This window comes from Serratia marcescens, from assembly GCF_001902635.1.
In the GTDB taxonomy this organism is placed as follows: domain Bacteria; phylum Pseudomonadota; class Gammaproteobacteria; order Enterobacterales; family Enterobacteriaceae; genus Serratia; species Serratia marcescens_F.
Window position 1 is genome coordinate 37410 of the sequence record NZ_MJAO01000017.1, and the last position, 11952, is coordinate 49361.

The 11952-nt window shown below is 60.1% G+C and carries 13 protein-coding genes; 4 read left to right on the forward strand and 9 right to left on the reverse strand.

The window, feature by feature from the left end; genetic code table 11:
• Positions 1-349 precede the first annotated feature (349 nt).
• Entirely contained in the window at positions 350-1186 is an 837-nt protein-coding gene (locus BHU62_RS17075; RefSeq protein ID WP_073533066.1) for a hypothetical protein, read from the forward strand.
• On the opposite strand, the gene rseC is transcribed toward BHU62_RS17075, so the two are convergent.
• The 4 genes from rseC to rpoE are packed head-to-tail and all read right to left on the reverse strand — an operon-like array spanning position 1183 to position 3874.
• Positions 1183-1659 (reverse strand): SoxR-reducing system protein RseC, encoded by a 477-nt coding sequence (gene rseC / locus BHU62_RS17080; RefSeq protein WP_073533067.1) that lies wholly within the window; start codon positions 1657-1659, stop codon positions 1183-1185. The two genes, BHU62_RS17075 and rseC, sit on opposite strands and share 4 nt — an antisense overlap.
• Positions 1659-2615: a sigma-E factor regulatory protein RseB gene (gene rseB, locus BHU62_RS17085; RefSeq protein WP_073533068.1), complete on the reverse strand. Its 957-nt coding sequence runs from the start codon at positions 2613-2615 to the stop codon at positions 1659-1661. Before rseB ends, rseC begins: the two co-directional genes overlap by 1 nt.
• Positions 2615-3268, reverse strand: coding sequence for an anti-sigma-E factor RseA (gene rseA / locus BHU62_RS17090; protein WP_073533069.1), 654 nt, complete (start codon positions 3266-3268; stop codon positions 2615-2617). The genes rseB and rseA overlap by 1 nt, the downstream gene beginning before the upstream one ends.
• A gap of 30 nt (positions 3269-3298) precedes the next feature.
• A complete protein-coding gene (gene rpoE, locus BHU62_RS17095) occupies positions 3299-3874 on the reverse strand; it encodes an RNA polymerase sigma factor RpoE (protein ID WP_073533142.1) in 576 nt (191 codons plus the stop codon).
• Positions 3875-4088: 214 nt separating this feature from the next.
• On the opposite strand from rpoE, the gene nadB reads away from it, so the two are divergent.
• Complete coding sequence (gene nadB / locus BHU62_RS17100) at positions 4089-5690, forward strand: L-aspartate oxidase (RefSeq protein ID WP_171971330.1); 1602 nt, start codon at positions 4089-4091, stop codon at positions 5688-5690.
• 38 nt (positions 5691-5728) lie between these two features.
• Here nadB and trmN read toward each other — a convergent pair whose 3' ends face one another.
• On the reverse strand, positions 5729-6508 hold the full coding sequence (trmN, locus tag BHU62_RS17105) for a tRNA(1)(Val) (adenine(37)-N(6))-methyltransferase TrmN (protein ID WP_073533071.1): 780 nt from the start codon (positions 6506-6508) through the stop codon (positions 5729-5731).
• Between the two features lie 99 nt (positions 6509-6607).
• On the opposite strand from trmN, the gene srmB reads away from it, so the two are divergent.
• Positions 6608-7930 (forward strand): ATP-dependent RNA helicase SrmB, encoded by a 1323-nt coding sequence (gene srmB / locus BHU62_RS17110; RefSeq protein WP_073533072.1) that lies wholly within the window; start codon positions 6608-6610, stop codon positions 7928-7930.
• A gap of 51 nt (positions 7931-7981) precedes the next feature.
• Here the strand turns inward: srmB and BHU62_RS17115 are convergent, their stop codons facing one another.
• From BHU62_RS17115 to grcA, 3 genes are all read right to left on the reverse strand, one after another.
• Positions 7982-8737: an ankyrin repeat domain-containing protein gene (locus tag BHU62_RS17115; RefSeq protein WP_073533073.1), complete on the reverse strand. Its 756-nt coding sequence runs from the start codon at positions 8735-8737 to the stop codon at positions 7982-7984.
• Entirely contained in the window at positions 8730-9692 is a 963-nt protein-coding gene (locus BHU62_RS17120) for a DUF2974 domain-containing protein (RefSeq protein WP_073533074.1), read from the reverse strand. Before BHU62_RS17120 ends, BHU62_RS17115 begins: the two co-directional genes overlap by 8 nt.
• 187 nt (positions 9693-9879) lie before the next feature.
• The gene (gene grcA, locus BHU62_RS17125; RefSeq protein WP_004929114.1) at positions 9880-10263 is read right to left on the reverse strand and encodes an autonomous glycyl radical cofactor GrcA; all 384 of its coding nucleotides are present in this window, start codon (positions 10261-10263) and stop codon (positions 9880-9882) included.
• A 346-nt stretch (positions 10264-10609) separates the two neighbouring features.
• On the opposite strand from grcA, the gene ung reads away from it, so the two are divergent.
• A complete protein-coding gene (gene ung / locus BHU62_RS17130; protein ID WP_073533075.1) occupies positions 10610-11293 on the forward strand; it encodes a uracil-DNA glycosylase in 684 nt (227 codons plus the stop codon).
• Between the two features lie 57 nt (positions 11294-11350).
• Here ung and grpE read toward each other — a convergent pair whose 3' ends face one another.
• On the reverse strand, positions 11351-11935 hold the full coding sequence (gene grpE, locus BHU62_RS17135) for a nucleotide exchange factor GrpE (RefSeq protein WP_073533076.1): 585 nt from the start codon (positions 11933-11935) through the stop codon (positions 11351-11353).
• Between the last annotated feature and the right edge of the window lie 17 nt (positions 11936-11952).

The following is an 11952-nucleotide window of genomic DNA, read 5'->3' on the forward strand; positions in this document are numbered from 1 at the left end:
ATTCGGCGCCGCCTCTTCTCCCCAAGAAAACCCCATCACCACGGGACAGCAAACACAACCCCCCCTCAAGAAAAGCAGTAATTGTCCCTCGACAGACAAGGGTCGGTTACAGCGCTAATCCTTAACGCCTGGTTAAGCCATATTATTCAGCCAAGCTCGGTCAACACATTTTATCAATACGCGAAAATTGCATGCCCGCCGGGTGTTTAGGAAAAACCCCATATACGCCACCACCGCCCCTCGGATAGAAAGAGCGTGAACTCCGCGACAAAACATTATTCAGGGCACTACATCGGCAGCCCACCGGAGTTCAACAGCATATCTGCGTACGTTGATTGGAAGGTGCATCATGATCGATAAAGGGCAAATGCTGAGCCGGCACGATTTTTCGAAGGTCAACTGGGGCATTCTGGTCGCGGCGGCGCTGCTGTTTAGCGTGGGGGCCGCGCTGTTGGTACTGCCGCTGCTGAGCAGCATTGATGAGAGCGAGGTCATGACGCTGTTGCAGGCCGGCGCGGGCACGGTTTTACTCGGCTGTACGCTGCTGGCGCTGCGGCATTATCTGCGTCCTACGCTGACCTATCGTCTTTACGAACACGGCGTGCGGGTCTTTGACAGTCATAACCACAAAGAGCGTTTTATCCCCTTTGAAAGAATCGGCGACATTTATCGCTTTCGCGGCGGCAAGGCCTTTGGCGGGCTGTTCGACGTCACGGCGTTTCGCACCGGTGCGGATCAGCCTTGGTGTACGGTCTTCAGCAATGTCGCCCATTCGTGGCGGCTGGCGGACGTGATCGTCGACCAACAGCTGCAGCAACGCGGGCCGCTGGCGCTGAATGCGCTTTATCAGGGGGAGGTGGTGCCGTTTCACACCGTTGGCGGCGACGCGCGCTGGTTGTGGCGGCTGCTGTTGGGCAAGCCACAAAGTACGCCGACCGAGACGCTGCAGCTGAGTGCCACTGCGCTGACGACCGGACAAGGAAGTATACCGATCGAGCAAATTCGCACGTTGGAAAACCACCCGCAGCGCGGCATCCGCCTGCTGGACGGCCAGGGAAATACGCTGTTCGCGATCGGCAATGATTCGCTGCTCAGCGCAGATCTATTCATCGCGCTGCTGGAACATATGATCCACAACCGCATCCCCGCTTATCACAACCCGGCGATGACGCGGCTGTCGTTTTAAATCAGCGGAGAATTTTCGCTCTGCATGCGCATCGCGGTAGGCGGTAAACCTATCTGCAGCACCACCGGCTGATAATCAGCCTGCTCACCCAGACGGCGGGCCAACCGGCGCGCCAGCATGAAGGCCGCACCGCCGCCCAGCGCGGCACCGATCGCCGCCGAGGCGTCGCTGCCAAGCCAGTATTGCAGCAGGCTGCCGCCGATCATCATGCCCAGCAGCGGCGTCAGATAAACCAGCATGGCGGAGCGCAGCAGGCTGCCTTCCGCGATGCCGACCTCGACCCGCTGCCCCGGTTCGAGCGGCTGATCGATATGCACCTGAAGCTGGTGTTCGGTTTCCGGCACCAGCTCGTTCAATGCGCGCGCGCCGCAGCCGGAACGCGCGGTGCAGCTGCCGCAGCCGGCCTTGGGTTCACAGCGCAGCAATGCGACGCCCTGTTGCCACGAAACCACCGTGGCCCACTCTTTCATCATTACGGCGATACCTTGAAAGAAATGCTGTCGGCGATGCGCTTGGCCGTAGCCGGCGGCAGTTCGCCCACGATGGTAATCTCGTTGCCCGCGCGCACTTCGGTCTGAATGGTGCGGCGCCCCTGTCGGTAATACTGCTGCCCGGCCCCGCTGCCCGCCGGGCTGACGTTGACCGAGAAGCTGAACAGGCCGTCGCTGTACAGCCGGGATTCGACCGGCACGGCGACGTTCGGCAATTTGCGGCGATTGCGCGCCACTTCGTCCACCCCGGCAGGTAACCAGCCGGTGCTCCAGCTCAGCTGTACATTTTCCACCGCCGGCAGCGACAGCAGCGGCGGCAGATTGGCTTTGAGCAGCCCCTGCATCACGCCCTGCACGCCGGAACCGACCGCAAAGGAGATCACCCGATACTGCTCCAGCGTTTCGCCATCGCGATCGAGCAGATCGACCCGCAACGGCAGCTTGGTGTCTTCGTCCATCCAGACGATGTAGCTGTAGCGGGAACCATCGCGCGCCACCACGCGCAACACTTCACACGGCCGATCGGCAATGCGGGTGCTGCCCACGGAGATGAAGTCGTAATACTTGGCCAGGCGGTTGAAATCGGCGTAAACGATCGCCGGCAGCGCATCGACGATGTGATCGCCGGTAAGCGTGAACGGTTCCAGGCCAGGTTCGAAATAGCTGATCCCGTCGCCGCGCTGCAGCACTTCACGGCGCGGGCCGTCCATGTGCAGCAACTGGCCGAGCGATACGTTGCCGATCACCGCATGGCGATAGCGCAACGACTCGATTCCCTGCTTGCTGATGCTGATGTAGGCGAGCTCGTAATTGAGAGAACGGCCGGCGCTGCTCATCTGTTGCAACAACGCCCCGGACGCAGTCGGCTGCGCCGGGGCGATGTTTGAGTAGAGCAGGCTGCCCGTCAATAAACAAACGGAGAACCAAATTTGCTTCATTACTGCTGTTGCATTCCTAAAGACTGAGTTCCGGGAACCTGAATAGCAGCCTGCTGCGGGTTGCTTTGTTCAAGCTGCAGCTGATCCGAATGCAGGCGACGTTGCAGTTCATAGTCCTGCAGCATAGCGTTGATGCGCTTGCGCTGTTCCTGCACCTGCTGCTGTTGGCCGCTGCCGGTGGAGAAACTGTCGGCCGGCACGCCCAGGCTGACCGGCGACGCCTGGCCCATGATAGGCAGGGTCGTGAACGCCGGCGACTCGGCAGCGCCTGATGGCGCGGACGGTTGGTTATAGTGCTGTACGCCGACGATCACCGCCAACGACACGCAGGCCGCCATACCGATTTGCGTAATCTGGCTCGCCCAAGGACGCACTTTGTCCCAGAACGGCATTTTCTGCCAGGTGTGAGGCTGCGGCTGAGATTCCTGAACGGCGGAAGGAACCAGCCGAGCAGGTTCTTTCTCAAGCGCAGCGGCCACGCGATCGGCGATATCGAGATGCATCACTTGTCCGATATCACCCCGCAGTGTGTCACGAATCAGGTGATAGCTCTGCCAGCTTTGCTGAAGCGTTCGATCTTGCGACAGAGAACTCAACAGCTCGCTGTCGAACGATTCACCATCCATCAGAGCGGAAAGCTTTTCTTTCTGCATGCCTAAGTACCCTTCCTGTGCCCGCCATTGCTAACGCTGGATCAGCGGTTGAACTTTATTATCGATAGCTTCCCGGGCGCGGAAAATACGCGAACGTACGGTTCCGACCGGGCAATCCATGATGGCGGCTATTTCTTCGTAGCTTAGGCCATCCAACTCCCGCAGGGTAATCGCCATGCGAAGATCCTCTGGGAGCGACTCAATGGTACGGAAAACTATCTGTCTCAGCTCTTCTGACAACATTAAGTTCTCAGGGTTCGAAATTTCTTTCAGCGCGCTCGCACTTTCGTAATTTTCCGCATCGTTGGCATCCACATCACTGGATGGCGGACGGCGCCCCTGAGCAACCAGATAATTCTTTGCCGTGTTCACGGCGATTCGATACAACCAGGTATAAAAAGCGCTATCGCCACGGAACGATTCCAGTGCTCGATAGGCCTTGATAAACGACTCCTGCACCACATCGGGCACATCGCCCTGCGGCACATAGCGGGAAACGAGACTCGCCACCTTATGCTGGTAACGCACTACCAGTAGGTTAAACGATTTCTGGTCGCCCTTTTGGACCCGCTCAACCAGAACTTGATCCGTTAACTGCTCGCTCATCCGAGGTAAACTCTCCCCAAATCCGTCTCCACGCGTAAAATTGTACTGCCAGCCATACATTATTTTCCTGAGCAAGCACTCGCTTGGAGTTCATATAGAACACGAAGTTCCATATCGCCATTGTTTTTTCTGCTGATGTCGCCCTATCCGTGGCTTTTGCCCGGACAGTTAGGCTAACATGAATTTCACTCTTCTTCTGCACACATCATACGTTATGCAACCATCATCTGAACATGTTAGCGATGTACTGATCGTCGGCAGCGGCGCTGCTGGCCTGTCACTGGCGCTGCGCCTGGCGCAGCATTGCAAGGTTACCGTCCTCAGCAAGGGGCCGCTCAGCGAGGGGGCCACCTTTTACGCCCAGGGCGGGATCGCCGCGGTGTTCGATGAGACGGACAGCATTGCCTCACACGTTGATGACACTTTGATTGCCGGGGCCGGTCTGTGTGACAAAGAGGCCGTCGAGTTTATCGCCGGCAACGCACGCCACTGCGTGCAGTGGCTGATCGATCAGGGCGTGCTGTTCGACACCGAGGTCAACGCGCAGGGTGAGGAGCACTATCACCTCACGCGCGAAGGCGGCCACAGCCACCGCCGTATCCTGCACGCCGCAGACGCTACCGGTAAGGAAGTAGAGACCACACTGGTGGGGAAAGCAAGCGCTCACCCCAATATTTGCGTGATGGAACGCCGCAACGCGGTCGACCTTATCACCTCGAACAAAATCGGCCTGCCGGGCACCCGCAGAGTCGTGGGCGCTTACGTCTGGAACCGCGAGTTGGAGCGGGTGGAAACTTACCGCGCCAAAACGGTGGTGCTGGCCACCGGCGGCGCGGCCAAGGTGTACCAATACACCACCAACCCGGACATCTCCTCCGGCGACGGCATCGCCATGGCCTGGCGCGCCGGCTGCCGGGTCGCCAACCTGGAATTCAACCAGTTCCACCCAACCTGCCTGTTTCATCCGCAGGCGCGCAACTTCCTGCTGACCGAAGCGCTGCGCGGCGAAGGCGCTTACCTGAAACGGCCGGACGGCAGCCGCTTTATGCCGGATGTCGACCCGCGCGGCGAGCTGGCCCCGCGTGATATCGTCGCCCGCGCCATCGACCATGAAATGAAGCGCCTGGGTGCCGACTGCATGTATCTGGACATCAGCCACAAACCGGCGGAGTTCATTACTCAGCATTTCCCGATGATCCACGAGAAGCTGCTGACGCTGGGCTTCGATCTGACCCAACAGCCGATCCCGATCGTCCCGGCGGCGCACTATACCTGCGGCGGCGTGATGGTCGATCAACACGGCCGCACCGATCTCGACGGGCTGTACGCCATCGGCGAGGTCAGCTACACCGGCCTGCACGGCGCCAACCGCATGGCGTCGAACTCGCTGCTGGAGTGCCTGGTTTACGGCTGGTCGGCGGCGGAAGACATTCTGCAGCGCCTGCCGTTCATCCAGCAGGCCAAACAGGTGCCGCAGTGGGATGAAAGCCGGGTTGACGATGCGGACGAACGGGTGGTGATCCAGCACAACTGGCACGAGCTGCGGCTGTTCATGTGGGATTACGTCGGCATCGTGCGCACCACCAAGCGGCTGGAGCGCGCCCTGCGCCGTATCAACACGCTGCAGGCGGAAATTGACGAGTACTACGCCCACTTCCGCATCTCCAACAACCTGCTGGAGCTGCGCAATCTGGTGCAGGTGGCAGAACTTATCGTGCGCAGCGCGATGGCGCGCAAAGAAAGCCGCGGCCTGCACTACACGCTGGACTACCCGGATTTGCTGCCGGAAGCGCTGCCGACTATTTTGCAGCCTTAAACAAGGCGACAGGGCGCCTTATCGGCGCCCTTTTCTTTTCAGTAGAACAGGTAGAAGTCAGCGATCAACCGGCGGAAATCGTCGGTATAGCTGCCGTCGGCCTGTTTGATCGCCAGCGCCTGCTCCTGCAGCGGCGTTTCCTGCCGCGTCAGCGCCAGCAGTACCCGGTGCAGCGGCGTGTCGGCCCGATCGCTGACGTTCACTTTCGCCGCCGTGTGCCAGCCGCTTTGCTGAGCCAGACGTTCGAATTCTGCGCCGATATCGTGCGGCAGTACCACGCAGAACGTCCCCAGCTCCGCCAACAGCTGCGCCGCACAGGCCAACAGCGCCTCATGAGTCAGGGTTTCGGTGTAGCGCGCGTTGTGGCGCGCCTGGTCGCGGCAGGCCACCGCCGGCTCAAAATAAGGCGGATTACTGACGATCAGATCATACTCAGCAACATGCTGCTGCGCATAATGGTGAATATCCTGCGCATGCACCCGGATCCGCCGCGGCCACGGCGATTCCGCCGCGTTTTCGCACGCTTGGCCGGCGGCGGCTTCATCCAGCTCCACCGCGTCGACGGTCACCTCATCGCCGCTGCGCTGCGCCAGCATCAGCGCGATAAGCCCGCTGCCGCTGCCGATGTCCAGCACCCGGCGCGCCTGCCCCAGCGGTGCCCAGGCGCCGAGCAGCACCCCGTCGGTGCCCACTTTCATGGCGCAACGATCGTGGGCGACAAAGAATTGTTTAAAGGTAAAACCCCCGCGGCGCGGGGTAAAATCGGCTTTCGATCGCTTGCTCACACTCACCACCTGGCTATAAAACTGGCGTAGCATAAGGCAATCTGATGGGCGGGAAAAGAGAGGCTTTCCGCTTAAATAGGTGAAGAACGCGGCCAACCCGTCTATAATCGGCGCCCCAAGTAGAGGTAGACCATGACAGCAACCAATTTTTCCGAACTCGAACTCGATGATCGCCTGATCGACGCGCTGCGCGACAAAGGCTACGATCGCCCCACCGCCATTCAGGCCGCTGCGATCCCGCCGGCAATGGACGGGCGCGACGTCTTAGGTTCGGCTCCGACCGGCACCGGCAAAACCGCCGCCTTCCTGCTGCCCGTGTTGCAGCACCTGCTGGACTTTCCACGCAAGAAATCCGGCCCGCCGCGCGTGCTGATCCTGACGCCGACGCGTGAACTGGCGATGCAGGTCGCCGACCAGGCGCGTGAATTGGCTGCTCATACCTCGCTGGATATCGCCACCATCACCGGCGGCGTCGCTTACATGAACCACGCGGAAGTGTTCAGCGAAAACCAGGACGTGGTGGTCGCCACCACTGGCCGTTTGCTGCAATACATTAAAGAAGAGAACTTCGACTGCCGCGCGGTGGAAACCCTGATCCTCGACGAAGCCGACCGCATGCTCGACATGGGCTTCGCGCAGGACATCGAAACCATCTCCGCCGAAACCCGTTGGCGCAACCAGACGCTGCTGTTCTCCGCCACGCTGGAAGGTGAAGCGATCCGCGAATTCGCCGAGCGCATTCTGAAAGAGCCGGTGGAAGTGGAGGCCGATCCGTCGCGCCGCGAACGTAAAAAGATCCTGCAGTGGTACTACCGCGCCGATGACGTGCAGCACAAAACCGCACTGCTGATCCATCTGCTGAAACAGCCGGACGTGCAAAAATCGGTGATCTTCGTGCGCAAACGCGAGCGCGTGCACGAGCTGGCCACCTGGCTGCGCGAAGCGGGCATCAACACCTGCTATCTCGAAGGCGAAATGGTGCAGGCCAAACGCAACGAAGCGGTCAAACGCATGATGGATGGCCGGGTTAACGTGCTGGTCGCCACCGACGTTGCCGCGCGCGGTCTGGATATCCTCGATATCACCCACGTGTTCAACTTCGACATGCCGCGCACTGCGGACACCTACCTGCACCGCATCGGCCGTACCGGCCGCGCCGGGCGCAAAGGCACCGCCATTTCGTTGGTGGAAGCGCACGACCACCTGCTGCTGGGTAAAGTGGGCCGTTACCTGAACGAACCGCTGAAAGCGCGCGTGATCGACGAACTGCGGCCAAAAACCAAGGTGCCGAACGAGAAAAGCAACGGCAAGCCGTCGAAAAAAGTGCTGGCCAAGCGCGCGGAAGATAAGGCGAAGAACAAAGAAAAGGCCAAGGTGAAAGTGCGTCATCGCGATGCCAAAAACGTCGGCAAGCGCCGCCAGGCGAAGGCCAAACCGGCCGGCGACGCGGAATAACCGTCACCCTATAAGAAAAACCGCCTTCACAGGCGGTTTTTTTATGGGCGTTTACTGCTGCGCGTAGTGCGTGGCCAGCCGGTGCCCCTGCAACCATTGGTCCAGTTCGCGGAACTGCGCCTTCAGCTCGTCGTTCTGCAAATGCGCCGGCGTTTGCGAGAAGTAAAACTGGAACGCGACGCCCTGCTGATTGCGCGCCCGAGCGTCGGCCCCGGCCTGCAACAGCAGCAGCGCCAGGTGCGGCGCGTTGATCTTCGCCGCCAGATGCAGCGGGGTATCCCCCAGCCGATCGCTCAACGTGGAGTCCGCCCCGGCCGCCAGCAACAGCCGCAGCTGCTCCTCGCGCCCGGCCAGCACCGCCGCCGCCAGCGGCGTGGCGCCGGTGACGGCATTACGTACGTTCACCTGCGCACCCTTAGTCAGCAGCAACCGCAGGTACTGCGCATCTTGCAACATCGCCGCGGTGTGCAGCGCACTGTTGCCGTCCAGCCCCGCCGCCGAAACGTCGGCGCCGAGATCCAGCAACGCCTGCACGCTGCCCGGCTGCTGCGCAAGCACCGCCCACTGCAACAGCGTGACCTGCCGATCGCCCCGCTCGCGCAAGCGCTCCTGCGTGGCCTGCGCCTTGATGCCCTGCGCATCGCCGCGCGCCACCGCCTGAGCCAGCGCCAGATTGCTCCGGCCGTCAAACGGCGAAATCTCCTGCCCCATCTGTTGCTCCTTAGCCATCATCAGTAAACCGGTCACTGCGACCAGCGCCAGTAAGGCTATCGCCAGCGCCCGCCGCAAGCGACGCCCTTCAGGCATTGGCCTTCGCCTCCCACGGCTTTTGTTCCGCCATCGAGCTTATCACCTTGTCGATGCCGTGCGCCGTCAGGCTGCGATCCAGATGCTTGCTCGGCCGCCAGTCATCGATGCCGGTCAGGGTATCGTTGTTGGCCAGGGTGATGTTGTGGCCGATGGCGTCCGGGATCAGCGAGGTCGACTCCTGGGTGCTGGTCAGCATGTCATATTGCTCGCTGTAGCGGCGGATGCCGCCGGCTTCGGCATCTTTCTTCGCCGCCGCCGGATCGATGCCCAGACGATTCAGGGTGTAATCCGAAACCCCGGCCGCGTTGAAGGTGACCGCCACGGTACCGGTCGCCAGCGCCGCCGTGGCCGCCAGACCGCCGCCAAGCGAATGGCCGGCGATCACCAGCGCATCGCCGAACGCCGCCTTGGCGCTTTTCGCGGCGGCGACCGCCTGATTGTACTGCACATCGTCATAGCCCGTCGCCTGACGCACGTTGCTCAGCCAGTCGCGCCAGTCGTTGGTGCCGGCAAAAGCCAACACATACTGCTTGTCGTTGCTGTAGATCCCGGCCTGGAAACCGCTGCCCGCGTCATGCAGGCTGGCGGGATCGATACCGAAGCCGAGCAGCGCGCTGTCGCTCAGGCGGTTAAACCCGGCGGCGCCCTGGCCGTTTAGCGAATAAACGTCCTTGGCCAACAGCGCCAACGCATAATCACCCTCCTGCGATTGTTTCCCCCGCGTCACACCCGGCGCTGCCGTCGCCGTCGGCGCCGCCGCTGAGATATCGCTGACCAGCGTATTCAGCAGATTTTGCGCGTTAAGCGTGTTCTGAGAGGGAGTGGCCACCGCCGCCGGGTTTGTCGGCGCTGCCGCGGGCTGCGCCGCCGTCGCCGTCTCGGCAACGGCCCGAGCTGTAGGGATCGCGGGCACCGGGGATACTGCAGAGGTAAAACTTAAAGACATACTCATGCCGACTCCTTGTCGATAGACTTTTTTATTCAGCACCTGAATAGGCACTGCTTTAGCTATCGGCAGGTCGGATGAGTTCTGTATTACGAATGCTTATCTTTGCGCAGAATGTGATCCGCGTTCAGTTTTCAACCGTCAGACGTAAAAAAGGGAGCCGAAGCTCCCTCATTATTGACTGCACCGCAAATTACAGGCTTTCGGTAAAGGTGCGGGCGATGACGTCGCGCTGCTGTTCCGGCGTCAGGGAATTGAAGCGCACCGCATAACCGGACACGCGGATGGTCAACTGCGGGTATTTTTCCGGGTGCTTGACCGCGTCTTCCAGGGTTTCACGGCGCAGCACGTTGACGTTCAGATGCTGACCGCCTTCCACGCGCACGGTCGGTTGCATTTCAAGCGGCACTTCACGGTATTCGATCTGGCCCAGATCGCTCACCGCGACAACCTGATCTTCCGCGTAGTTGGCCTTGGCGCACACGCAGCGAGCTTCCGCTTTTTCATCGTCCAGCAGCCAGAAAGAATTCACCAGCGCCTGGTCGTTCGCTTTGGTAATTTGAATACCGGTAATCATTATGTTGCCTCCGTACAAGGGCGTAAAAATTCACGTCGTGAGAAAACCCAATTCTGGTTTCGGCCATTTGGTAAAACCATTGTTGTCTTGTTGTTCTGTATACCAGCCTGACCGGGCCAGTTCCTTGATTAAAGTCAATTTTTACCGGGTAGGCACAAGGCGTGAAGGGGCAAATTTATGTTTTATATCAATTTTCCCACTGCGGCAAAAACCAATTATTTTTGTAAATTTTCAAAAATAATTGCATAAAGCACGGCGGCGAGAAATGAAAAGCGGGTTTCGCTACGCGTGCCGAAACGGTAAGCTATAGCCCATGAATTGCTAAAGAAAACAAAGGAGAGCGTTTATGGCCACCTCCCTCACCTGGCATGACGTGATCGGCAAAGAGAAAGAGCAGCCCTATTTTGTTGAAACGCTCGCCTTTGTTGCCGCTGAGCGCCAGGCCGGTAAGACCATTTATCCACCGCAGAAGGACGTGTTCAACGCTTTCCGCTATACCGAGCTGGCGGACGTCAAAGTCGTCATCCTCGGCCAGGATCCGTACCACGGCCCCAATCAGGCGCACGGCCTCTCTTTCTCGGTGCGCCCCGGCGTGCCGGCGCCGCCGTCGCTGGTGAATATGTATAAAGAGCTGGCGACCGACATTCCCGGCTTCGAGCGCCCGGATCACGGCTGCCTGCAAAGCTGGGCCGAACAGGGCGTACTGCTGCTCAACACCGTGCTGACGGTGGAAGGCGGCCGCGCGCACTCGCACGCCAATCTGGGCTGGGAAACCTTTACCGACAAAGTGATCGCCGCTCTGAACGAGAACCGTGAAGGCGTGGTGTTTCTGCTGTGGGGCTCGCACGCGCAGAAGAAAGGTAACTTTATCGACCGCAACCGCCACCACGTGCTGAAAGCGCCGCACCCGTCGCCGCTCTCCGCCCACCGCGGTTTCCTCGGCTGCCACCACTTCTCGCAGGCCAATCAGTTGCTGGAACAGCAAGGGCTGGCACCTATCGACTGGATGCCACGCCTGCCGCAGGCGTAATTCAGAGACAAAAAAGGCACCCTCGGGTGCCTTTCTTTATGCTTTCCGCCGGGGCGATTACGCCTTGGCTTTGGAGACCGCCACCATCGCCGGGCGCAGCAAGCGGCCGTTCAGCGTGTAGCCTTTCTGCATCACCATCATCACGTGGTTCGGTTGGTGATCGGCGGATTCCATCATGCTCATCGCCTGATGCACTTCCGGGTTGAACGGCACGTTGACGTCGCCGACGATTTCAATGCCGTACTTGCGCACCACGTCCAGCAGCGATTTCAGCGTCAGTTCGATGCCTTCGATCATCGCGGCCAGTTCCGGATTGTTTTTATCCGCCAGCTCCAGCGCGCGCTCCAGGTTGTCGATCACCGGCAGCAGATCGCCGGAGAATTTCTCCAGGGCGAACTTGTGCGCTTTCTCGACGTCCAGTTCGGCGCGGCGACGGATGTTTTCCGCTTCCGCTTTGGCGCGCAGCAGGCTGTCGCGCTCGCGCTGTTGAGCTTCCGCCAGTTGAGTTTCCAATTCGGCGATACGCGCATCGCGCAGATCGACGCCTTCCGCCGCTTCCGGCAGCGTATCCTCGTGATGAGCGTGTTGTTCCATTTCTTCCGAGACTTGCTCGTTTGGCGTCTTCTGTTCTTTACTACTCATGAATATCTCCGCGTTTT

What these genes read in the sequence shown, in the direction of transcription:
- BHU62_RS17075 (WP_073533066.1), top strand. Translation starts at nt 350, where the DNA reads ATGATCGATAAAGGGCAAATGCTGAGCCGGCACGATTTTTCGAAGGTC.
- rseC (WP_073533067.1), bottom strand. Translation starts at nt 1,659, where the DNA reads ATGATGAAAGAGTGGGCCACGGTGGTTTCGTGGCAACAGGGCGTCGCA.
- rseB (WP_073533068.1), bottom strand. Translation starts at nt 2,615, where the DNA reads ATGAAGCAAATTTGGTTCTCCGTTTGTTTATTGACGGGCAGCCTGCTC.
- rseA (WP_073533069.1), bottom strand. Translation starts at nt 3,268, where the DNA reads ATGCAGAAAGAAAAGCTTTCCGCTCTGATGGATGGTGAATCGTTCGAC.
- rpoE (WP_073533142.1), bottom strand. Translation starts at nt 3,874, where the DNA reads ATGAGCGAGCAGTTAACGGATCAAGTTCTGGTTGAGCGGGTCCAAAAG.
- nadB (WP_171971330.1), top strand. Translation starts at nt 4,089, where the DNA reads ATGCAACCATCATCTGAACATGTTAGCGATGTACTGATCGTCGGCAGC.
- trmN (WP_073533071.1), bottom strand. Translation starts at nt 6,508, where the DNA reads ATGCTACGCCAGTTTTATAGCCAGGTGGTGAGTGTGAGCAAGCGATCG.
- srmB (WP_073533072.1), top strand. Translation starts at nt 6,608, where the DNA reads ATGACAGCAACCAATTTTTCCGAACTCGAACTCGATGATCGCCTGATC.
- BHU62_RS17115 (WP_073533073.1), bottom strand. Translation starts at nt 8,737, where the DNA reads ATGCCTGAAGGGCGTCGCTTGCGGCGGGCGCTGGCGATAGCCTTACTG.
- BHU62_RS17120 (WP_073533074.1), bottom strand. Translation starts at nt 9,692, where the DNA reads ATGAGTATGTCTTTAAGTTTTACCTCTGCAGTATCCCCGGTGCCCGCG.
- grcA (WP_004929114.1), bottom strand. Translation starts at nt 10,263, where the DNA reads ATGATTACCGGTATTCAAATTACCAAAGCGAACGACCAGGCGCTGGTG.
- ung (WP_073533075.1), top strand. Translation starts at nt 10,610, where the DNA reads ATGGCCACCTCCCTCACCTGGCATGACGTGATCGGCAAAGAGAAAGAG.
- grpE (WP_073533076.1), bottom strand. Translation starts at nt 11,935, where the DNA reads ATGAGTAGTAAAGAACAGAAGACGCCAAACGAGCAAGTCTCGGAAGAA.